A 19956-nucleotide genomic window follows, 5' to 3' on the forward strand; every position below is an offset into this window, starting at 1 on the left:
CCTCTTGTCAAAATCAATTCAGGCTCAAGCGTTCTTCTTGGTTGCTGTTTCAGGTGGATACCGATAAAATCAAGGTAGGGGACCTTAGCGTACCAGTAATTGTACATATTTATTACTATATCATAATTGCCGGGTCTCACCGTAATCAGGGCAATTGTAAAGGGGATGTACCAGATGAACTTGCTGCAAGCGCTATTCTTTCCGCCGGAACAGCCCGGTGGTGTTTCTTCAATGATTCCTTATCTCCAGGAACGTTTCCGTTCCAGCCGCTGGGATATGGATCTCTTCTGGTTGCCCAAACGGATTCGCGGCAAGGGGCGCGAAGAGATTGTATTTGAGACCTTTGATTGGACTAAGTATGGCGAAAGTCCGGTTGTACAAAAATATATTCAGACCTACCGCGATTATATATGGTGGACTAAGCTGCGGATGAGTAAAAAGTATGATCTGATCCATGCCCATCATCCGATTGCCGGTCTGGCGATGAAAAAGATCTATCCGGAAATCCCGCTGATCCAGACCCTGCATTCCAGCTATGAACGTGAGCTGATTCTGAATGGAATCATTGAAGAAGGCGGTCCGGAGCATCAATTTCTTGTCTCGGTATACCGTGAGCTGGAGCATGTCAGTGACCGCCTGATGACGGTTTCACGCTCTTTTGCCGATTATTTAGCGCCATATATTGACCAGCCCTCGAGCGTTGGCGTCATTCCAAACGGCTTCGATGAGAAAAGATTCAAGCCTGTTCCGCATGACAACAGCATCCCGCAATTGGTGACCGTAACCCGGCTTGTGCCGGCCAAAGGGATAGATACGTTGTTTAAAGCTTGTGCCGAGCTGAACAAACGGGGCCATGAATATGTGCTGCACATCATTGGGGATGGTCCCAGCCGCGGTGAGCTGGAGTCATTAGCCCAGAATCTGGGCATTTATAATGAGACGATTTTTTACGGATACACTTTACACCCGGAAGAATTCATGCCTTTCTTTGATATTTTTGTACTCCCTTCACGCGCGGAGGCCTTTGGCTCGGTGTTTGCGGAGGCGGCGCTCAGCTGTCTGGCTCTTGTCGGCACGAATGTGGGAGGGATTCCGGAACAAATTGAGGACGGGGTGAACGGACTTCTGGTCAATCCTGACGATGAGGTGGCATTGGCGGATGCGCTGGAAAAAGTAATCAGCGATCCGGGTTACCGCTATGAGCTGTCCCGTTCGGCTTGGGATAAAGCAAAAAGCCTGTATTCGCTGACCCGGGTGGCCAATGAGCTCAAAAAAACCTATCTGCAATATCAGCCGGGAACGAAAGGGTGAGCAGATGATTCCTTTTCGTTTCCTGCATGCCGCGGATCTGCACCTAGACAGCCGTTTTGCCGGATTGGCGCAGCTTCCGCAGGCTATACGCTCCTATTTACGGGAGTCCACCTTCGCCGCCCTCGGGCGGCTTGTTAACGTAGCCGTTCATGAAGAAGTTGATTTTGTGGTCATCAGCGGGGATGTGTACGATGTCTCCGATGCTTCGCTGCAGGGACAGCTGCGGTTTCAGGAAGCGCTGCAGGAATTGGGAAGGCATGGCATCCAGGTCTTTCTGATTCATGGCAACCATGATCCGCTCGACGGGCCGCGTCTGGCAACAGAACCGCCGGAGCATGTTACTGTATTCAGTTCCGGAGAGCCGGGACAGGCCATCGCCCGCCGCCGGAGTGACGGGAAGGAGGCTGCTGTGGTCAGCGGAATTTCCTATCCAACAGCAAAGGTAACGGAGAATACTGCCTTGAAATTTAGCCGCAGGCCCGGAAGCAGCCTGTTTCATATTGCGCTGCTGCATGGCAACGTGGATGGGGATCTTCAGCACGAAACCTATTCCCCTTGCACCCGCAAGGATTTGATCAGCCGGGGATTTGACTATTGGGCGCTGGGACATATACATAAACGCAGTATTCTGCATGAGCGCCCGTCTATTGTGTATCCGGGCAATATCCAGGGCCGCAGCATTAAAGAGACCGGACCCAAAGGTTGTTATGTGGTGGATGTGGATGAAGCAGGAGCTGCATCGCTCCAGTTTCATGAACTGGATTCCATCCGCTGGCAGGTGCGGGAGATTTCCATTGAAGGATTGGCGGATGAGGTGAAATGGATTGAAGCTGTCGAGCAGGCAGTTGAGGAAATCAGGAATGAGCTTCCGCAAATGATGTCGGTTGTGCGGTTTCGGCTTACGGGTAGGGGAGGCGTGCACAGGATACTGGCAGAAAAGGGTGCAGCGGATGATTTGCTCTCTGAGCTGCAGCGGCGTGAGGCGAACCGTGCGGAGCGGAAAGAATATGCCGGTCTCGTGTGGACAGAGGGTTTCTCGGTGGAAACGGGCCTAGCGATAGACCGGGAACGGCTGCTGCAGGAGGACAGCTTCCTGGGTGAAATGCTGCGGCTGTCGGGGCGCAGCGGGGAGACGACAGAAGGACTGGATGAACTAATCGGAAGTGCATTGAAGCCGCTCATGGAGAACCAGGAGCTCCGCAGACTGCTGTCCTCGGCAGATGAAGAGGAGAAACGGGGCTGGCTGAAAAGCGCGTCAGAGCTGGGGATTACACTGCTTAGCGGGGTGGAAGAGACCGCTGAGGGGGAGAAAGCAGACATCAGACTGCCAGGTGCAACGGGTACAGCCAGCGAAGGGACCGGGCAGGAGCGGGGGAGTACAGGATGAAGATACAGCATGTGCAGATCGGAGGCTTCGGGCGTCTGCATAACCGGGAACTGGAGCTGCAGGAGGGCGTAACTGTTCTGTTTGGACGTAATGAGGCTGGTAAAAGTACTACGATGCAGTTCATCCGGGCGATGCTTTTTGGGATCCCGACCAGGGTGAATCTGGCGGAAAGATATGAGCCCGCACAGGGTGGTCTGCATGGCGGCATGCTGACGGCGAATGACGAGCAGGGAGGTCTATGGAGAATCCGCCGTTATGCCGCAGGTGGAGAGACGGCGGGACGCAGCGAAAAGCTGAACATTACCGTCAGCTATCCGGATGGACGGTCCGAGGAAGTGGGGCAGGCGGAAATGGAGCGCCGTCTGCTCGGCGGCATTTCCAGAAGCATGTTCCGGCAGCTGTTTGCCGTGTCGCTGGACGAGCTTCAGGAGCTTGGGGCACTGCAGTCCGAGGAGATGAGCAGCTATCTGTTCCATGCCGGGATGGGCGGTGGCGGCGAAATTATGCGGGCCGAACGGCGGTTGATCCAGGAAGCCGAGAAGCTGTATAAGCCGCGCGGCAAAGTGCAGGATGCGGCCAAAATCCTGCAAAGCATCGACAAGCTGGAACGTGAAATGGCTGAGAGCCGTTCTTATCTTCCCCGGTATAATGAGAATACTGCTGCTTTGGAAAATGCACAGCTGGAGCTGGCGAGGCTGGAAAAGTTGCGGACTTCCACCGGGGAGATGCTGGTCAAACTTCGGAAGGTGCAGGACATCCGCGAGTTGTGGCTGAAGTGGCGGGAAGCGGGGCTGGAGCTGGCAGAGCTGCCGGTGATTGAGGTCTTTCCGGAGAACGGTGCAGTTCGCTGGCAGTCCCTTGAAGGGGAGATCCGCAGCAGCGAAGCAGCGGTATTCCGCATGGAGCGTGTGGAGCAGGAACTTATCGCTGAGCTTGCCCAGCATCCGCCGGATCTGTTGCTGATTGCTCAAGGACCGGCACTTGAGCGTCTGGACCGCCGGCGTTCCAGTTATGAGGACCGGAGGGCGGAACGGCAGCGTCTCACGGGCGAGCTTGCTGCGCTGCATGAGCATCTGGAGCGCATCCTGCGCGGGATTGGCGCAGGCTGGAGCCTAGCCGAGCTGGCGGACTTCTCCGGTGCGGCGGCGGATCGTGAAGCCGCACGGCGCTTCGCGGCATCCTTCGCCGGGTATGACCGGCGAATGGAAGCGCGTGAGGCGGAGCGGCAGAGCCTCCGCTCCCGTCTCGCCGCAGCGGGCGCTGCGCTGCAGGCGGCGGAACGTTCGCTTGCGCGCGAGCACGCAAGCGGCGCCGCGGACTTCGCGGGCCTCGCCCCGCGCAGCCCGCGTGAAGTGCTGCAGCTGTGGGACGAGCTGCAGCAGGCCGCCGAGCGCTGGCGCGAAGCGCAACTCGGCGGGGCAGGGCCGCTGCGCGGCCCCAGCGCCGGTGGCGGCTCCGGCGCGGGAGAGCGCCGGGCTGCACTGTACCGGCGCTTGCTTGCGGCAGGTGCAGCGCTGACGCTGCTGCTGCCGGCCGCGCTGTACCTGACCGGTGCGCCGCCGGTCAGCACCTGGACCGCGCTCGGCCTGCTGACCGCCGCGGACCTTGCCCTGTGGGCCGGTCTGCACGCCGCGCGCAGACCGGGAACGTCCCCGCCGGAGCATGGCGGGGACGGGAGCGTGGCCGCAGCGGAGATGCTGCGGCTGCGCGGGCTGCTGCTCTCCGGGGCGGAGCCGGAGAGTGCTTTAAGCCGGCCGGGCCGCAGGCCGGCGGCAGCGCCCAGCCCTGAAGCAAGCGGGCTGGAGGCTGGCATGAAGGAGCTTCGCAGGCTCATGGAAGCCTGGAATGCCTGGCGGCAGCGGGTGGAACGGCTGGCCGGGGAGCGGGAAACCTGCCTGACAGAGGTAGAGACGCTCTCCGGGCAGGAGCGGGCGCTGGCCGAAGAGATGGACCGTGCTGAGGCTGAATTTACCCAGCTGGATGAGAGCTATGAAACATGGCTGCGCCAGCACAGATTGCCGGAAGGCTTGTCGCCCGAAGGGCTGCCGGATATATTCGCCAGAGTGGAGCAGGGGAACGAGCTGCTGCGCCAGGAGAGCAAACTGGCGGCCCGGCTTAAGGAGCTGCAAGAAGAGTGTGCTGCTTATGAACAAGAATGCCTGAATTTATGGCATGAGGCAGCATCGGGAGGCGAACTGTCGTCAGCTGCCGCCGACAACGCTGCAGCAAGATTAGCAGATCCCTCGGGTTTGTTGCCATCCGTAAATTCTGAGGTTTTATCCCTGAACGATATAGCAAGTACAGGTAATACACGGGTTCTGCCATTAATAGAACCTGTCGCTGGAACTGCCGCGCTCACCTTGCTGAGCTGGCTGGAGATCAGGAAGCGGGATTGGGACCAGCTCAAGACGGAACTGCTCCGCCGGGAAGCTGCCCAAGAGCGGCTGCATGAAGTACAGGCGGAGCTTGCCGGGGGCCGTAAAGCGCTTGAGGTATTGAATGGGCGCAGCGGCAGATTGCTGCAGGAGGGCGGTGCTACGGACGGCGAGGGATTTCTGCGCCGTTCGTCAGCCGTGCAGCGGCGTCTGGAGCTGACCAGATCGATCCGCCAGTGGGAGCTGGCCATGTTCGGCGGATGGGAGAACGGGGAAGCGGTGGAACTGCAGAAGCTGCTGGAGCATCATGATGCTGCTGCGCTGGAGCGGGAACGGTCCGCAGCGGAGGATGCTGCGGCAAGTATTGAGGAAGAACGTAATGCGCTGCTTCAGCACCGGGGCAAGCTGCTGCAGGAGCGCGAGTATTTGAAGGAGCGCTGCCTGGAAGACACGGTGCTCCAGCAGCTGGAGGAGCAGCGGGCGGCGCTGAAGATTCTGGCCGGACAGTATGCTGTATCAGCCTTGGCTGCCGAACTGATGGGAAGGACACGCCGCATCTACGAGCAGGAGAAGCAGCCGCAGGTACTGCAGCTGGCTTCGGCGTATTTCAACAAGCTGACGGAAGGGGAATACCTGAGAATCGTGATGACGCTTGGGCACAAGGAGTTGAAGGCTGAGCATAAGGCTGCCGGGCTTCTGGACAGCGGACTGCTCAGCCGGGGAACGGCGGAGCAGCTGTATCTGGCTATCCGCCTGGCCCTGGCAGAGACGATGACCCGCCAGGCCAGCCTGCCGCTGCTCTTCGATGACCTGTTCGTCAACTTTGATGAACGCCGCCTGCATGCGGCACTGGCACTGATCGGTGAATTATCGGTTACCCGGCAGATTGTCATGATGACCTGCCATCGGCATGTAGCCGAAGCGGCTGCACGTTTGATACCGGCAGCCGCTGTGATCTCTGTATAGAAGCTGTACGGCTGCGAACCAAGCGGCCGTACGGCTCTTTAAATTAAAAGAAATTATATGCTTCACGCTATAAATTATCCTTCTATTTCCCGCTGAAGTGGAGTCATCCGGAGGGAATAGTTGCTTTATCCTTCCAGCTGTTATTTCCGTGTGATCCGAATCACCGGTTTGACAGCTACAATGGTGATGGCTTTGCCTTCCGGGCCGGAAGGGTCAGCTATCCGGGGCGGAGGAGACATAGGCGCGCGCAGCAGCATAATAACCCAGACTAGCGCCAAGGCACCGAATATAGGGTAGAAAACTCCCAATAGTGAGCTGAAGCCAAATTGGCTGAATAAATAACAAATCAGCATCAGCAGGGGAGTGACGAGGGACGGGGCGATGGGCAAATGTTGCTTAAGCTGTACTCCGACTCCATAGATGTTGGCTACAAAAGTGCTGAAGATTTCCAGAAAGATCAGCAGCAGATAAATGCTCTGCACAAGCGGGCCTAGCCGGAAGGCGATGCTGCCCATAGGGATTTCAAACTGCAGGATGCCAGGCATTTGCGAGCTCATGGCAAAATGAGCGGCCAGCAGCATGAACCCGATCCCTGCCCCGCCGAGGATGCCGCCCCGCACCAGGGATTTTTCATCATCGGTATGGCGGGCCAGCGGAACAAGCACGGCTTGGGCCATCCCGAGGTTGAAGGCGGTATAGAGCAGTGGCGACATCCACGCCCCGAAGATGCTGCGATCGGTTTCAAGGAACAGAAAGCGCCCTGCTCCCGGCACACCGAGCGTATTGGAAATGATGATTAGCGACAAAGTAAGCATTAAGGGCACGACAACACTGTTGATTTGCAGGATACCGGAAATTCCGCGTTTCAGTAAAAAGTATGAGCCGAATATTGTAATTAACAGACCTGCCTGGAACGGCAATCCCAGATTCTCCTGGAATATCGCCCCTGCCCCTGCCAGCATGATGCTGTTGACTGCGACGAGAACGATCAAGGTAAAGAGGCTGATGCTGCTGCCAACCCGCTCGCCGAAGAGATGGCGGTTAAAGTCTTCATAAGAATCAGCTTCGATGCGCCGGGCAATCACCATCATTTTGGTGCCCAGCCAAATAAAGAGCACCGTCGCGAGCAGAATGGTTAATACCGCCCAGTGGCCGTACCGGGTGAAAAACCTTAGGATTTCCTGGCCGGTGGCAAATCCGGCGCCTACAATTGTGCCAATATAAGTGAAAGCGATTTGCAATGTGCGGACATGGGATTTCATGGCTCGCCTCCTTCAATGCTATGAATATAAAAAATGGGCACCGCCCGCAGGATTGCCTTGTGCAGTCCATATAGTACAGGTTATGATGAGGAACAGAAGGACATGACTTCCGCCTAATGGCAAATGGGTGTATTAGAGTGGAACGTCTGGAATTATAAAGGGTAATGGAGGTTCAAAGTTATGGAAGTATTGAAACAGCGGATTTTGCAGGAAGGGGTCGTCGTTTCGGATCAGGTACTGAAACTAGACGGTCTGCTCAACCATCAGGTGGATCCCATGCTGACGATGGAAATGGGACGGGAGTTTGCCGGGAGATTTGCGGACGCCGGAGTTACGCGGGTAGTTACCGTGGAGTCCTCGGGTATTGCCGTGGCATTTGCCACCGCTTATGAAATGAAGGTGCCGCTTGTATTTGCCCGCCGCAAAAAAACATTGCTCGCCGATCCTGATGCTTTGTGCGAAAGAGTACCATCGTTCACCAAGGGAATCGTTACTGATATTATGTTGTCCCGCCAGTATATCTCCCCGGATGATAAGATTCTTTTTATTGATGATATTATCGCCAATGGTGATGCAGCACGCGGACTGATCAAGATCATCCAGCGTTCAGGGGCCGAACTGGTGGGGCTGGGCGTAGTGGTGGAAAAAAGCTTTCAGGCAGGAGCCCGCACCATCCGGGAACAGGGCATCCGTCTGGAGTCGCTGGTCCGAATTATGTCTCTAAGTGAAGGAACAATAGTCTTTGGCGACTAAGCAGTGGCAATTAATAGGTGTATAGCCTATTTTTAAAACATCTGCTTTTCACCCTATGACTTTTCCTTTATAATAAACATTAGACATAGGAGAGGAGGCGTCACAATGGGGAAAGAACCGGTGACAGAGCAATTCTTTATAGATAAATTATCCGAGGCCAAGGATCATTTCGAGCGTGCGCTGGATTGTAAACACACGGAGTTCGACGATCTGTATCCCTATATGATTGAACATCCTCAATTTTTCTGGTACAAACGTTATGTAGCCTGGTCGGAACTTTTGACAATCACAGGTTTGTGTAAAGAACTGGATTTCAACTGGAAACAGAATTTCAGTGATCATCAGGTTGAATATCTGGAAGAACGTGTGATGTCCGCTAAAGTTCTTGATTTCTGGTTTGAGAAGAATGAAGCGCTGATATAGTATCTTCATAAGACATACAGAATTGCTTTCTAGTAAGGAACTGAGGCCCAGATGATTTATCATTCGGGCCTTTTTCATGAGTGAATTGCGGGAGACAATGGACAAGCTAACTAACGGAGGGAGGGGAGTATTACCACATGATCAGTGATGAACAGCTGGATGCGTACCGGATATCCGGAGAGAAAATACGTGTCGTACGTGATGCGTTGGAGAGCAATGACGTCAAGGGTATTGTATTGGCCTGGGACGAGTCACAGGTGATGGTGCGCCGTCCCAATAAGCGGATAGTGAAGCTTGACCGTAATTACGTGTATCAGCCTTTTTCGGAGCCTAGACAAGATCCGGACAATATATAAGCAACTCACAGCATGACAGCCCTTGTCCGGTTATGGATAAGGGCTGTCATTATTTATATACTTCATTATGATATTAGATGGACATAGCCATCTGTTCGACGCTGTCTTCCTTGGGGAGAACGGCGAGCTCGGGATTCAATCCGAGATAAGCGCGCATGCGCAGCATCATTTCATTGCGGAATCCAGGCCACAGGATGTTGATCTCTCCCACATAACCGCGGCAGGCATACTGTGCTTCAACGCCTCGCTGATCCTGGCGGATGGTGGTGATCTTCAAATGATGTGAAGCCAGCTCACGGGTTACCTCTTGCAGCATTAGCGAGGTCTTCTTAGTTGCGCTGGACACCAGTTCCATGTAAAGCTGTGGCGTCTTAAACAGACCACTCTTGCCGATCACCCGGCAATCCCGTTCAAATACTTTATGAATAAACGTTAGCAACAGATAGCTTCTGACAAGGGACAATTCGTCTTTGGTTATATCTTCAGGAATAGCTGGTGTGATTAGTGTACTTCTCTTGGTAGTCGCCATTATAAATCACCTCATTTATATTATGCGAACCCTTGTTCTTATTATACCTCTTATTCATCAATAAAAGCAATATTTAACCAAAAATTAATGAAACCAAAGAAAAATCGAAAAAGATTGACTCTGATTTCTCTGTATGATATGATCTATCTTGTGACCGCGAAAGCGAGTCATCATAATATGCGGTCATGGCGGAATTGGCAGACGCGCTGGCTTCAGGTGCCAGTGGTAGCAATATCGTGGAGGTTCGAGTCCTCTTGACCGCATCCTGTTTTACAAAGAAACCCCTTCCTAGGAAGGGGTTTTTCTTTTGTGTGGCTTAGTATATTTAGGCGAATTGAACGTGCCGCCAGCGTTAGTTGCCTTTTCTTCTGGCATGTGAATGTCTTTGTTCAGCTCTTATGGAGTATAAGAATCCGGGGCAAGAAAACAGGGAGGCCTATTGATTTCAAGGAGTAATAACGTTATTCTATGACTATAAAATCAAAATCGGTCATAGAGTATTGAGGAGGCGGCATGGCGAAGAAATTTAGCGATAAGGAAAAGGAAATTATACAGGGAAGGCTCCTAAGCAAGGCTGAGATATGCTGGGGAAAGTATGGAATTAAAAAAACCAGCGTGGACGAGCTCGTCAGAATGGCGGGTATTTCAAAAGGTGCATTTTATTTATTTTATCCATCAAAAGAACTGCTTTTTTTCGATGTTCTTAAAAGCGTTGATAAACGTATAAAGAATGCAATGCTTGAAGCATTAAAAACCTCTAATGAGCCTCCAAAGCAGAGTTTTATCCAGGGTCTAAAGCAAATGTTTATAGAGGTCCAGAAAAACCCGTGGATTCTAAATCTTCAAAACGGTGATTACGAGCTTTTGATCCAAAAGCTGCCGGAAGAAACTGTTAAAGAACATCTATCGGATGACGAGGACAAGATCTCAATGCTCTTAAAGTACCTTGAGGTTGAATGTGATATAGGCTTTGTATCATCTGCGATGAGGGCGATATTTTTCACAGTACTTCATAAAAATGAGATTAGCGGAGAGCATCATGAAGAAGTGGTACATTTCTTTATCGAAAGTCTTGCGGAGAGGATTTTTGAAGGGAGAGTGGAGCGATGAAGTCAATCTATAAAAGTCCCTTGGGTAAAGAAAAAATACTTCACATCTATGACAAGCTGCAATCCCGGCTGGATACGAAATTTGAGAGCAGATACGTGGATACGCGATTTGGCAAAACCCATATTTTAGTCGGGGGTGATGAAACGGCACCACCCTTAATTTGCTTTCATGGAGGAAATGTAGTAAATCCAATAACGCTCAAGTGGTTTGAACCTCTATCGAAGAACTATCGTATTTATGCGCCAGATACCATCGGACATCCGGGCAAAAGTGATGAAATCCGGCTCAATCCCAAAACAAATGAATATGCTGAGTGGGTTTGTGATTTTATGGATGGTCTGGGTCTAGCGAAGGCGAAATTTATCGGCCCCTCATACGGAGGCGGAATACTTATACGTTTGGCTGCCTACGCACCTGAGCGTATTGAAAAAGCAGTATTTCTTGTACCTTCAGGTATTGCGGGAGGTAAAATGACCGGCATGATGAGGAAGATACTCATTCCGCTTGCTGTATATAAAGTTATTTCTACCGATAAAAATTTATACAAGGCTTGTGCAGCAATGTTCGATGATGAAATCCATGAAGATTTGTTGTTGCAGATACAATACATATATGATTATGTCCGGTTGGAAACGGTATTTCCCAAGTATGCAACCAAGGAAGAATTGATGGCGTACACCGCACCTTCCTTACTAATTGTCGCTGATCAAGATATATTTTTTCCTGCTGAACAGGTTGTTCCAAGGTCGAAAGAGATTTTTAATCAGCTGCAAAAAATTGTTGTCCTGGAAAATGCAAGCCATTTTCAAAACAACAGAAACCTTGAAACTATTATTAATGAAATAGAGAATTTTTTTGAATAGTTCTGCCCGTATTGGCAGGCTCTTGATTTGGCAGTGATGCCATCAAGGGCCTTTTTTGTATTTATTAGAGTTATGAGGAAATGGAAAGTGTGCTTTACATTGAAAAAGGTGAATGCTATTATTATGGAAAGTTAACTTTCCGTAATCAGTGAGGTGAAAGCATGGAAAACAGATTGGAGCAGCTTCGTAAGGAGCGGGGGATTAAGCAGGAGGAGCTTGCCGAGGCATTAGAAGTTTCGCGGCAGACCATTGGTTCGCTCGAAAATGGGAGATATAATCCGTCCATTATTCTAGCCTTTAAAATTGCCCGCTATTTCAAGCTGGCCATTGAAGATATTTTTATCTATGAGGAGGAATCGGAATGAAAATGAACAAGACAGTTTGGCTGTTTACTATTCTGCTGCTGCTTGGAGGTATTTTGACTGTAGTCGGCCTTCTGGTGATTGATGAAAGTACAGAAAAGCTTGCCGGAATATGTGTGGGGATAGGCTCGGGGCTGTTCAGTATGAGTGCTGCTAATCTTATCGTTCAAGGGTATTACCGGAAGCACCCCAAGCTCAAAAAGCAGGCTGTGATTGATTTCCGCGACGAACGCAATACAGCTATCCGGATGAAAGCCAAGGCCAAAGCCTTCGATATTATGTTTGTGGTCATGATTGCACTGCCGTTTCTGTTTATCTTTGCAGGGATTTCTCTATGGGTGGTGTTGACTACCATTGGCCTTTATTTATTTGGCTATTTTACGCAACTCTTCTACATGATTAAATACAGCAAACAGATGTAGCCGATTTAGGAGAAGCGGGAATACAAGGAGTTACATAACACTGGAGGAAGATCACAATGGATGTTGCTGCGAAGAACAGGATGCATTGGGAATTAACCTATATTTTTTTTCTTACGGCGCTGATAACGACATTGGCGGGAATTGTTCGTGAGTTGCCACATGCGATTGCCATTGCCGGATTCACAGCTGCGTTTGCGGCAAATATTTGGATCTGGAAGAAGAGTATCAGCCGGACTGTTATTTATCTGCACAATGGTTTGAACATCGTCTGCGCACTGTTTCTGGCGTATATGCTGTCAGCCTACATATTCGTCTCGGAGAGTGCGATTATTGGTGCTGCCCTCGGAGTGGTGGTAATGGATGTGTTTAGTTTCACCAAGAGAGGGCGGTTCACACTTAATGCCAAACTAATGGGACAAAATAATACAGCCGTGCGGCTGTCCATCTGTCTTCCGGTTCCCGGGAAACGGGGGCTGATTCCGGTTATCGGTGTGGGGGATTTGGTCTTTTATTCGATGCTGACAATGGTTGCATTGAAATCGGACAGTGAGTTCGGCCTGTTATTTGCTGTATTGCCCATTCTGGCAGGACAGCTGCTGAACATTGCCGTGATTCTTGCTGTTAAAGATAAAAAGGGATTCAAAGGCTTCCCGGCAACCTTAATGCCCGGATTGTTGTTTATTGGTTTTTATTTTACAGGTATCCCGGCATAAAAAGCGGCTTCCAGACCTCGGGGATTTGCCCGGGGTCGGAGCAATATACCGTTTGCAGATAGCGGCTTACCGGAGTCAATTGCTGTTCAACCAGCACTTCTTTGATCTCGGAAGGTTTGGTTGGGATCGAATGTCCGGCAGCTTCCATGAAACGTTCAATGGGCAGCAGCATCCCGCAGCTCTTGCGGTAAGACATCCGGTGCGGATAACGCGGGGAGCTTCCGGAGTCATATTTGGACAGCCTGATATGTTCAAAATGATCACTCAGCAGTTCATAGGCGGAGAATTTCAGGATGGCAAAATGTTCGCCGGGTTCTCTGCGGGAGTACATAGCAGCCATGGCAAGGCAATCACGCTCTGTCGGCCACAGGAAGACATGCCGGTCAAGGCAGGCGCGGAATTGCTCCGGTGTTGTTTCCGGGTCCATGGCCTCAGGAGTGATCCGCAGATGGGCATTTAACCAGACTGAGCGGCCTTGATAGCGGGACTGCTGCAGCGTCGTCCGGTGCACACCGCATGCATGCTCAGGGTCCAAAAGCACGGATGCGGCCAGTCTGTCCAGTCCGGCAATAGCCGGAAGATTACGTGCTCTGGTGAAATGGTAGAGCGAGCGTCTTAACGGGCTTTTAGTGATAGCTGCTAGGGTGGTTGTTTTCATATTGGCATTTTGTCCTTTACGGTCTACTGTTTTTGAGACGCCGGTAATACAGCCAGGTTCTGCCCGCAAACGACCCGAAGAGGAGCATGCAGATGAACATTAGCGAAGTGTTCCATGCCCGGGAAGCGGTGATTCCGTCATTTAGCATGCCATCAATGAATGCCCCCAAATTCACGCTATAGAGCAGAAGCAGCGGGAGGAATAGCGAAGTATAGCTGATGGCGATTTTTCGGGCGTGCTTCAAGCGGTGGAATTGATCGCTGTATATTTCAGGGCGCTCAGCGCCTTCCGAATATTCCCGGCTCCAGATCGTCCATTTCTGCAAGGAGGAGAGGGAGCTATAGACGTTCTTCCAGCCGGCTTCCCTGTGCAGCTCCAAATAACCTTCATCGGAAATCACTTGATAGTCGGCATGATAGTTCATCCGCCGTGGGCTGCCTTTGCAGAAATAGAACAGCGTCCCGCCTAGACCGACTTTACACAGATTAAATCCAAGCCGTTCTTTGTTCTCAAGCCACTGCTCCAGCCGGTCCGGAGCGTACATCCAGGCTAGTTTGATCCGGATGATCTTGGGTCCGGCAGGGTCGGGCTGTACGTCAAGTTCGTAGCTGTCTTGATTGTCCCCGCGTAATGTTTTATTGGCTGCCCTGATCTTGATAACGGAATAGAACGCGAGTACCAGCAGAGCGATGGCAAAGGCTCCAGCGATATAGGTAACCAGCCACATGGGGCTTTTCACTACCCGGAGGGGCGTATCATGGGAAAGGGAAAAACCTATCGTGATTAGCGGAATTAGTGCAATTAATAACAAATAAAAGATAATCGCCATGAAAAAATAAGAAATCTTCCGGTTTCGCTTGATCGCTTCCTGGCGGGAGGGGTAGGCGTTAATTTGGCCGGGTTGCCGTTCATTGGCATAAATGGTCCACTTCCCTTGATGCACGTTCCTTGTCCAGCCCTCAGCGGCCAGATAGGTGGACAAGGAGGTTTGAGCTGATGGAGCATACCCGATTTGATAGGTAATGTTACCCGGCTTGCCCTGCCGGAAAATAAACCGCCGAAGTTTAATATTCCATCCTTCAAGCAGCCATCCCTGGCTGGCCATCCCGGTCAGCCAGGTTTCTGTTTTGAGCAAGTCATAGCTCCAGAAAGGCCGAAATACAGTCTTCATAAGAATTCCTCCTCGCAGTTAATCGCATTGTTGTGCAGTTCTTTCAATCTGCCAATTTCTACGGTCATCACTTTTTTTCCAAGCTCCGATACCTCATATACCGTTTTTCTCTCTTCATCGGCAAATACGGTGATCAAGCCGTCTTTGTTCATTTTGGTCAATGTTCCATAGACCGTACCTGACCCCAGTCTGAGCCGTCCGCCTGACAATTCTTCAACATGCTTGATGATTCCGTATCCGTGGCGCGGTTTGGTCAGGGACAACAGAATGTAGAATGCTGTCTCGGTCATCGGCACGTACTTTTTAAGTGCTTTTTCAATGGAGGACACCAGGATCACCTTTTTCACAAAATATATGTCTCATCGTGACTATGTCATAACGTGACTATATCACGACGTGACTTATTATGCAAAAAACTTTCCCGGGAAATAAGAAATGAGGGGGATTACAATCCATTAATCCTACTTTTTATTATTTTTGCAGGAGAATATCTTAATCGGTTGAAATTTTTTACAATGAAATAAGGTATTTAATTCTGTGAAACAAATAATCTCATACAGAGAGGAACTGATATTATGAAAACATTAGTCATTGTGGATGATGAGCCCTCGGTGGTGAACGGGCTGCGCACTTATGTAGACTGGGCAGCACAAGGGATTCAATTGATCGGAACTGCGGATGACGGAGATACAGGGCTTACGCTCATACGTGAGCTTAGGCCGGATATTGTGCTGACGGATGTGCAGATGCCTTCCATGGACGGAATTACGATGGCTGCGGAGGTCCGTGCGCTGCTGCCGGATGCCAAAATTGTGTTCATCAGCGGGCATAACGATGCAGAGTATTTGAAATCGGCGCTGCAGATGCATGCGGCTGATTATATTTTCAAACCAGTCAGCAGAAAAGAATTGTACGCCGTGATGGGAAAAGTGACTGCTGCACTGGATGCGGAGAGGCGGGAGCGGGACCGGGTAAAGGAAATGCAGGTTAAGCTGACCCAGAGCATGCCGCTGCTGCGCGAGAAATTTCTGCTGTCAGTGGTCACCGACAACTTCAACATGGCCCAGGTGCAGGATAAACTGCAATTTCTGGGACTGCCGCTGCTCTCTGCGGACAGCTATATCATTATGGTCATCGTAATTGATGATGTTCCGCAGGTAATGGATTCACGCAGTGAGCGGGATAAACAGCTTTTGTCCTATACGGTGCTGAATATCATTCAAGAGTTAACGGATAAGCAAATGCGCGGTGTGACGTTTGAGAAGGAGCCGGGAGAGTATGTCGGCATTTTGTTGACCCGTTCTTTTGGAGGGCAGGAGGCGGACAGGGAGATCAAACCGGAGCTTGCGGGCAGGGCGGCAGATGTTCTAGATGCAGTGCCCCGGCCAGGAGAAGCTGGAGAAAATGCGGAGCCTTCAGCTGACCGCTCTCCCGAGAACGAATTGCTGCTGCTGGCGGAATCGATCCGCGACAATCTGCGGAAATGGCTGAAGCTGAGCGTAACCATCGGGGTGGGGGATGGAGTAGGCAGCCTTTCTGAGGTGCCGGCCTCCTATAAGCAGGCAAGAGCTGCCGCCGACCAGAAATGGTATCTGGGTAAAAATCGCATTCTGACGATGGACAACATTGAGTCCGGAGAGAATCTGCGTTACCGCTTTGAGCCGGAATGGAGCGAACGCGTAATCACCGCACTTAAGTCAGGCGATCAAAGCCGGCTGCAGGGGGAACTGAGTGGAATATTTGGACTGCTGGAGCTGAACCGGGGGCAGGGCTCCCGTTACGCGCAGAATGTCAGTCTCCACCTGATTCTGCAGTCCAGCCAGGTGCTGCTGGAGCTGAACGGCATGACGGCAGAGTGGGAGAAACGGGAAATGGAAGCCTGGAAGCTGGTTATGCGCCAGGAAACGATACAGGATTTGCTGCGGTATACGGAATCGTATTTGCGGCATGTCTGTGATTTTGTGGAGGCCAAACGCAGCGGAAAGTCCAGTGAGGTCATTGAACGGGTCCGCCGCCTAATCGGAGAGCGTTATGCGGACAATTTGACGATCGCCGATATTGCAGCAGGCGTATATCTCAGTCCTACCTATGTAAGGCTGCTGTATAAGCAGGAAACGGGCGAAACCGTGTTTGAATATTTGACCAAAGTACGGATTGAAAAGGCGAAAATGCTGCTGAGAGATCCGCAGAACAAATTTTACGAGGTCTGCTATGCCGTAGGTTATACCGATCCCAGCCATTTCAGCAAGCTGTTCAAAAAAATGACCGGGAGCACACCCAGCGCCTACAGAGAACAGCAAAATTAGAACTTGAGCCTCCCAAGGGCGATACGACAAAAAGGCCGGAGAAATGAGGTGTCACCTTTATGAAATTGGGATGGAGCTATCTGACTGGACTTGGACAGGGGATTCTGGCCGCAAGAAAGTGGCTGCTTGTCTATGCCCTGCTAATCTTGCTGCCGGTGTCCATTTTACTGGCCTCCTTCTATCAGCGGTCCAATGAAATTCTGGAACAGGAAGTTACCCGTTCGATGCAGCTTACACTTAAGCAGGCAGGGCTGAATTTAACCTACAAGCTGGAACACATCCGCGACAGCAGCAATTCAGTGTTTATGAACCAAATCCTCTACGATAATCTGCTCCAGAAGGTCAGTATCACGGAGCAGCTAAAACAAATTAAGGAGCTCCGCAATCTGGCCGAAACCGCACAGGAGAATGAGGATATTTTCCGCCTGCGGTTTTTTGTTGATCCTTCCCGCCTGTATGCCGGAGACCGGATTAATCTGTATTCCTTTGAGGATGCAAAGCAATATCCATGGTATGAATCGGTGATAGAGGCCGGTGGGGGGATGGTATGGACCGGTGTTTATCAGGAGAAGTATAACGACATTGGTAAAAAGAATATTTTCTCCGTTGCCCGGATGCTGCGCAATCCCCAGGAATATGAAGAGATTGTAGGTATTCTCGTGATGGATGTGTCCGAAGGTCTGATCGGGGAGATTATGTCGGAGCTGCAGTTCTCGGACAAGTACGCTCCTTTTCTATCGGATGCCAGCGGCAGATTGATCTACAGTTCAGATAGTGCCGGTCTGAATAAGTCGGATAATAAAGCAGGGAATTTGCAAAAGGACGCGGATGTCCTGCCTAAAGAGCTGTTTGATACCATCGAACACTCGGAGGAAGGCATACTAAAGCGCTCGTTAGGCCGTGAAGAAGTAAACGTAGTGTACACCACCATCGGAACGACTGGCTGGAAGCTGGTCGCACAGGTATCGGAGCCTGAGATTTCACACAGGGCTACAGCGATGAATCAGTTCACCAGTATTGCTACACTCGCGGGAATTACGGTTTTGTTCCTGGTACTGGTCTTTGTTCTCTTCATGTTCATGATTCAAGGCATGCAGCGCAGAGTGCAGATGATTCTTAAAATGATCCGCAAGGAAGGGATCGGCTGGCTGGAAGACCGCCGTTCTATGCCTGATGGTGATTTCCGGCTGCTGGAGCGCAGTGTGGACCATCTTATTCACAAGGTCAATAACCTGATGGAAGAATCGTATCAGGCCAAGATGCAGGAGCGGGAGGCTCAGCTTCGCACACTTCAGGCGCAGATCAATCCCCATTTCCTGTACAATGCCCTCGATATGATCAACTGGTCGGCCATTGCCCATGACGCTGAGGACACGAGCCAGATGATTGAAGCGCTGGCCCGTTATTTCCGGCTCAGCCTGAACCAAGGGCGCGACAACGTCAGCATTGTGGATGAGCTGAATCTGGCCAAGGTGTTCCTTGAGATTCAGCAGAACCGCTTCCCGTCCACGTTTACGTTCACCATTCAAGCGGAACCGGGGCTTGAACAATATATGATGCCGAAGCTGACGCTGCAGCCTCTGGTGGAGAACGCTCTGCTTCACGGCATTCGCAAGACGAAGCAAAAACAAGGGGGAATCATGATCACAGCTGCTCATGAGCAGGGGGATATCGTGCTCACAGTCTCTGATGACGGGATCGGTATGAGCCAGGATCAGGCCAACCGTCTGCTGATCGATCCCTCTGCCGGGAGTCAGCCGGGCGGTTTGGAGGGCTCGTTTGGGCTCTATAATGTCAATGAAAGAATCCGCTATTTCTCAGGCAACCGGTATGGCTTGTCCATTGAGACGGAGATCGGAAAGGGAACCCTTGTTACTGTGAGATTTAAAGCGGTTTCATCAGAATAGTTCCTGCGTTTTTTTTTACAGTCGCCTGAGACCAGAAATAATCGCTTTACCTCCTACAAGAGTACCAGGGTCGATCTTTATAATTAACCCATAAACAGTTGGGGGTGAGCCATCTTGGGCGCAGGTGTCACGGATTTGAACCCGAAGAGCAAGGTTAAGCCAACCAGAATCAGGTCCGCAAGCAGGTGGAGATATGCATGGAGAAACAGGGATTATTATGTACTGCTGATCCCCGGATTATTGTTTCTCCTGCTCTTCAAATATACACCGCTTTACGGGGTGCTGATTGCTTTTCAGGACTTCAACATTTTTGAAGGCATTAAGGGCAGCGAGTGGGTGGGGCTTGAGCAATTCCATAAGCTGATCCAGTCGGAAGAATTCGGAAGGGTGTTTATGAATACGCTGTTAATCAGCGTTTATAAAATTGTGCTGCTTTTTCCGGTTCCCATCTTCATCGCGCTGGTGCTGAACGAGGTTCGGCTGATGTTCTTCAAACGGACGATTCAGACGATCATTTATCTTCCGCATTTTCTGTCTTGGGTCATTATCTCTGGCTTATTCGTGACCATCCTCTCTACATCGGGCGGGCTGGTCAACAACATCATCCAGTGGTTTGGCGGAGAGCCGATCAGTTTTTTTGTCAGTAATGAGTATTTCCGCAGTCTCGTGGTTTTTACCGCAGGCTGGAAGGAAACGGGCTGGAATGCCATCGTCTTCATTGCCGCCATTGCCGGTATCGATCAGGAGCAATATGAAGCGGCTGCTATTGACGGGGCGGGCAGAATCCGTCGGATGCTGCATATTTCCATTCCGGGAATTCTGCCGACGGTGGTGCTGATGTTCATACTCCGTCTCGGTTCAGTACTCGACGCGGGTACAGAGCAAATTCTCACAATGTACAATCCGGTGGTATATGAAACAGCTGATGTCATCGGAACCTTCGTGTACCGGATCGGTCTTGGCAAGATGGACTACAGCTTCAGTACAGCAGTCGGGCTGTTTAACTCCGTCGTCGGTTTCATCCTGATTGTCTCAGGCAACTATATCAGCCGCAAGCTGCTTAAGCGCGGAATCTGGTAATC

At 51.1% G+C, this 19956-nt stretch carries 19 protein-coding genes and 1 tRNA gene; 15 read left to right on the top strand and 5 right to left on the bottom strand.

The window, feature by feature from the left end:
- Positions 1 to 174: 174 nt before the first annotated feature.
- From H70357_RS12465 to H70357_RS12475, 3 genes are read left to right on the top strand one after another with little or no spacing between them, the layout of a single operon-like run.
- Positions 175 to 1311, top strand: a complete 1137-nt coding sequence (locus H70357_RS12465) for a glycosyltransferase family 4 protein (protein WP_038589703.1) — start codon at positions 175 to 177, stop codon at positions 1309 to 1311.
- The gene (locus H70357_RS12470) at positions 1262 to 2698 is read left to right on the top strand and encodes a metallophosphoesterase family protein (RefSeq protein WP_231578418.1); all 1437 of its coding nucleotides are present in this window, start codon (positions 1262 to 1264) and stop codon (positions 2696 to 2698) included. Before H70357_RS12465 ends, H70357_RS12470 begins: the two co-directional genes overlap by 50 nt.
- Positions 2695 to 6039 carry an AAA family ATPase gene (locus H70357_RS12475; RefSeq protein ID WP_038589704.1) on the top strand — a complete coding sequence of 1115 codons (3345 nt, stop codon included), beginning with the start codon at positions 2695 to 2697 and terminating at the stop codon, positions 6037 to 6039. The genes H70357_RS12470 and H70357_RS12475 overlap by 4 nt, the downstream gene beginning before the upstream one ends.
- A 140-nt stretch (positions 6040 to 6179) precedes the next feature.
- Here the strand turns inward: H70357_RS12475 and H70357_RS12480 are convergent, their stop codons facing one another.
- Complete coding sequence (locus tag H70357_RS12480; RefSeq protein WP_063848039.1) at positions 6180 to 7301, bottom strand: YkvI family membrane protein; 1122 nt, start codon at positions 7299 to 7301, stop codon at positions 6180 to 6182.
- A gap of 180 nt (positions 7302 to 7481) precedes the next feature.
- Here H70357_RS12480 and H70357_RS12485 point away from each other — a divergent pair, with 180 nt between their 5' ends.
- The 3 genes from H70357_RS12485 (at position 7482) to H70357_RS12495 (ending at position 8833) form a co-directional block, all read left to right on the top strand.
- The gene (locus H70357_RS12485) at positions 7482 to 8054 is read left to right on the top strand and encodes a xanthine phosphoribosyltransferase (RefSeq protein WP_038589705.1); all 573 of its coding nucleotides are present in this window, start codon (positions 7482 to 7484) and stop codon (positions 8052 to 8054) included.
- Positions 8055 to 8159: 105 nt separating this feature from the next.
- Entirely contained in the window at positions 8160 to 8477 is a 318-nt protein-coding gene (locus H70357_RS12490) for a hypothetical protein (RefSeq protein ID WP_038589706.1), read from the top strand.
- A 137-nt stretch (positions 8478 to 8614) separates the two neighbouring features.
- Positions 8615 to 8833: a hypothetical protein gene (locus H70357_RS12495; RefSeq protein WP_038589707.1), complete on the top strand. Its 219-nt coding sequence runs from the start codon at positions 8615 to 8617 to the stop codon at positions 8831 to 8833.
- 73 nt (positions 8834 to 8906) lie between these two features.
- Here the strand turns inward: H70357_RS12495 and H70357_RS12500 are convergent, their stop codons facing one another.
- On the bottom strand, positions 8907 to 9362 hold the full coding sequence (locus tag H70357_RS12500) for a YhjD family protein (RefSeq protein ID WP_052091994.1): 456 nt from the start codon (positions 9360 to 9362) through the stop codon (positions 8907 to 8909).
- A gap of 179 nt (positions 9363 to 9541) precedes the next feature.
- Between H70357_RS12500 and H70357_RS12505 the strand changes: the two genes are divergently transcribed.
- From H70357_RS12505 to H70357_RS12530, 6 genes are all read left to right on the top strand, one after another.
- Positions 9542 to 9625, top strand: a tRNA-Leu gene (locus H70357_RS12505).
- Between the two features lie 250 nt (positions 9626 to 9875).
- Entirely contained in the window at positions 9876 to 10472 is a 597-nt protein-coding gene (locus H70357_RS12510; protein ID WP_038589708.1) for a TetR/AcrR family transcriptional regulator, read from the top strand.
- Positions 10469 to 11335, top strand: coding sequence for an alpha/beta fold hydrolase (locus tag H70357_RS12515; RefSeq protein WP_038589709.1), 867 nt, complete (start codon positions 10469 to 10471; stop codon positions 11333 to 11335). Before H70357_RS12510 ends, H70357_RS12515 begins: the two co-directional genes overlap by 4 nt.
- Positions 11336 to 11496: 161 nt before the next feature.
- A complete protein-coding gene (locus H70357_RS12520; protein ID WP_038589712.1) occupies positions 11497 to 11700 on the top strand; it encodes a helix-turn-helix transcriptional regulator in 204 nt (67 codons plus the stop codon).
- A complete protein-coding gene (locus tag H70357_RS12525; protein ID WP_038589713.1) occupies positions 11697 to 12119 on the top strand; it encodes a hypothetical protein in 423 nt (140 codons plus the stop codon). Before H70357_RS12520 ends, H70357_RS12525 begins: the two co-directional genes overlap by 4 nt.
- Before the next feature lie 56 nt (positions 12120 to 12175).
- Complete coding sequence (locus H70357_RS12530) at positions 12176 to 12832, top strand: hypothetical protein (protein WP_038589714.1); 657 nt, start codon at positions 12176 to 12178, stop codon at positions 12830 to 12832.
- Here the strand turns inward: H70357_RS12530 and H70357_RS12535 are convergent.
- Genes H70357_RS12535 through H70357_RS12545 form a run of 3 tightly spaced genes read right to left on the bottom strand, consistent with a single transcriptional unit; the run spans position 12813 to position 14951 of the window.
- Complete coding sequence (locus H70357_RS12535) at positions 12813 to 13490, bottom strand: DUF7002 family protein (protein ID WP_038589715.1); 678 nt, start codon at positions 13488 to 13490, stop codon at positions 12813 to 12815. The two genes, H70357_RS12530 and H70357_RS12535, sit on opposite strands and share 20 nt — an antisense overlap.
- A 16-nt stretch (positions 13491 to 13506) precedes the next feature.
- Positions 13507 to 14661 (bottom strand): DUF2812 domain-containing protein, encoded by a 1155-nt coding sequence (locus H70357_RS12540; RefSeq protein ID WP_038589716.1) that lies wholly within the window; start codon positions 14659 to 14661, stop codon positions 13507 to 13509.
- Positions 14658 to 14951 carry a PadR family transcriptional regulator gene (locus H70357_RS12545; protein WP_052092522.1) on the bottom strand — a complete coding sequence of 98 codons (294 nt, stop codon included), beginning with the start codon at positions 14949 to 14951 and terminating at the stop codon, positions 14658 to 14660. The genes H70357_RS12540 and H70357_RS12545 overlap by 4 nt, the downstream gene beginning before the upstream one ends.
- A 285-nt stretch (positions 14952 to 15236) precedes the next feature.
- Between H70357_RS12545 and H70357_RS12550 the strand changes: the two genes are divergently transcribed.
- The 3 genes from H70357_RS12550 (at position 15237) to H70357_RS12560 (ending at position 19954) form a co-directional block, all read left to right on the top strand.
- On the top strand, positions 15237 to 16967 hold the full coding sequence (locus tag H70357_RS12550; RefSeq protein WP_038589717.1) for a response regulator: 1731 nt from the start codon (positions 15237 to 15239) through the stop codon (positions 16965 to 16967).
- Between the two features lie 59 nt (positions 16968 to 17026).
- On the top strand, positions 17027 to 18874 hold the full coding sequence (locus tag H70357_RS12555; protein ID WP_052091995.1) for a sensor histidine kinase: 1848 nt from the start codon (positions 17027 to 17029) through the stop codon (positions 18872 to 18874).
- A gap of 168 nt (positions 18875 to 19042) precedes the next feature.
- Positions 19043 to 19954, top strand: a complete 912-nt coding sequence (locus H70357_RS12560) for an ABC transporter permease (RefSeq protein WP_038599366.1) — start codon at positions 19043 to 19045, stop codon at positions 19952 to 19954.
- The last annotated feature ends 2 nt before the right edge of the window (positions 19955 to 19956 follow it).

This window comes from Paenibacillus sp. FSL H7-0357, assembly GCF_000758525.1.
Taxonomy (GTDB): Bacteria; Bacillota; Bacilli; order Paenibacillales; family Paenibacillaceae; genus Paenibacillus_AQ.

Coding starts and splice junctions, on each gene's coding strand:
- H70357_RS12465 (WP_038589703.1), top strand. CDS start 175: ATGAACTTGCTGCAAGCGCTATTCTTTCCGCCGGAACAGCCCGGTGGT.
- H70357_RS12470 (WP_231578418.1), top strand. CDS start 1,262: ATGAGCTCAAAAAAACCTATCTGCAATATCAGCCGGGAACGAAAGGGT.
- H70357_RS12475 (WP_038589704.1), top strand. CDS start 2,695: ATGAAGATACAGCATGTGCAGATCGGAGGCTTCGGGCGTCTGCATAAC.
- H70357_RS12480 (WP_063848039.1), bottom strand. CDS start 7,301: ATGAAATCCCATGTCCGCACATTGCAAATCGCTTTCACTTATATTGGC.
- H70357_RS12485 (WP_038589705.1), top strand. CDS start 7,482: ATGGAAGTATTGAAACAGCGGATTTTGCAGGAAGGGGTCGTCGTTTCG.
- H70357_RS12490 (WP_038589706.1), top strand. CDS start 8,160: ATGGGGAAAGAACCGGTGACAGAGCAATTCTTTATAGATAAATTATCC.
- H70357_RS12495 (WP_038589707.1), top strand. CDS start 8,615: ATGATCAGTGATGAACAGCTGGATGCGTACCGGATATCCGGAGAGAAA.
- H70357_RS12500 (WP_052091994.1), bottom strand. CDS start 9,362: ATGGCGACTACCAAGAGAAGTACACTAATCACACCAGCTATTCCTGAA.
- H70357_RS12510 (WP_038589708.1), top strand. CDS start 9,876: ATGGCGAAGAAATTTAGCGATAAGGAAAAGGAAATTATACAGGGAAGG.
- H70357_RS12515 (WP_038589709.1), top strand. CDS start 10,469: ATGAAGTCAATCTATAAAAGTCCCTTGGGTAAAGAAAAAATACTTCAC.
- H70357_RS12520 (WP_038589712.1), top strand. CDS start 11,497: ATGGAAAACAGATTGGAGCAGCTTCGTAAGGAGCGGGGGATTAAGCAG.
- H70357_RS12525 (WP_038589713.1), top strand. CDS start 11,697: ATGAAAATGAACAAGACAGTTTGGCTGTTTACTATTCTGCTGCTGCTT.
- H70357_RS12530 (WP_038589714.1), top strand. CDS start 12,176: ATGGATGTTGCTGCGAAGAACAGGATGCATTGGGAATTAACCTATATT.
- H70357_RS12535 (WP_038589715.1), bottom strand. CDS start 13,490: ATGAAAACAACCACCCTAGCAGCTATCACTAAAAGCCCGTTAAGACGC.
- H70357_RS12540 (WP_038589716.1), bottom strand. CDS start 14,661: ATGAAGACTGTATTTCGGCCTTTCTGGAGCTATGACTTGCTCAAAACA.
- H70357_RS12545 (WP_052092522.1), bottom strand. CDS start 14,951: ATGACCGAGACAGCATTCTACATTCTGTTGTCCCTGACCAAACCGCGC.
- H70357_RS12550 (WP_038589717.1), top strand. CDS start 15,237: ATGAAAACATTAGTCATTGTGGATGATGAGCCCTCGGTGGTGAACGGG.
- H70357_RS12555 (WP_052091995.1), top strand. CDS start 17,027: ATGAAATTGGGATGGAGCTATCTGACTGGACTTGGACAGGGGATTCTG.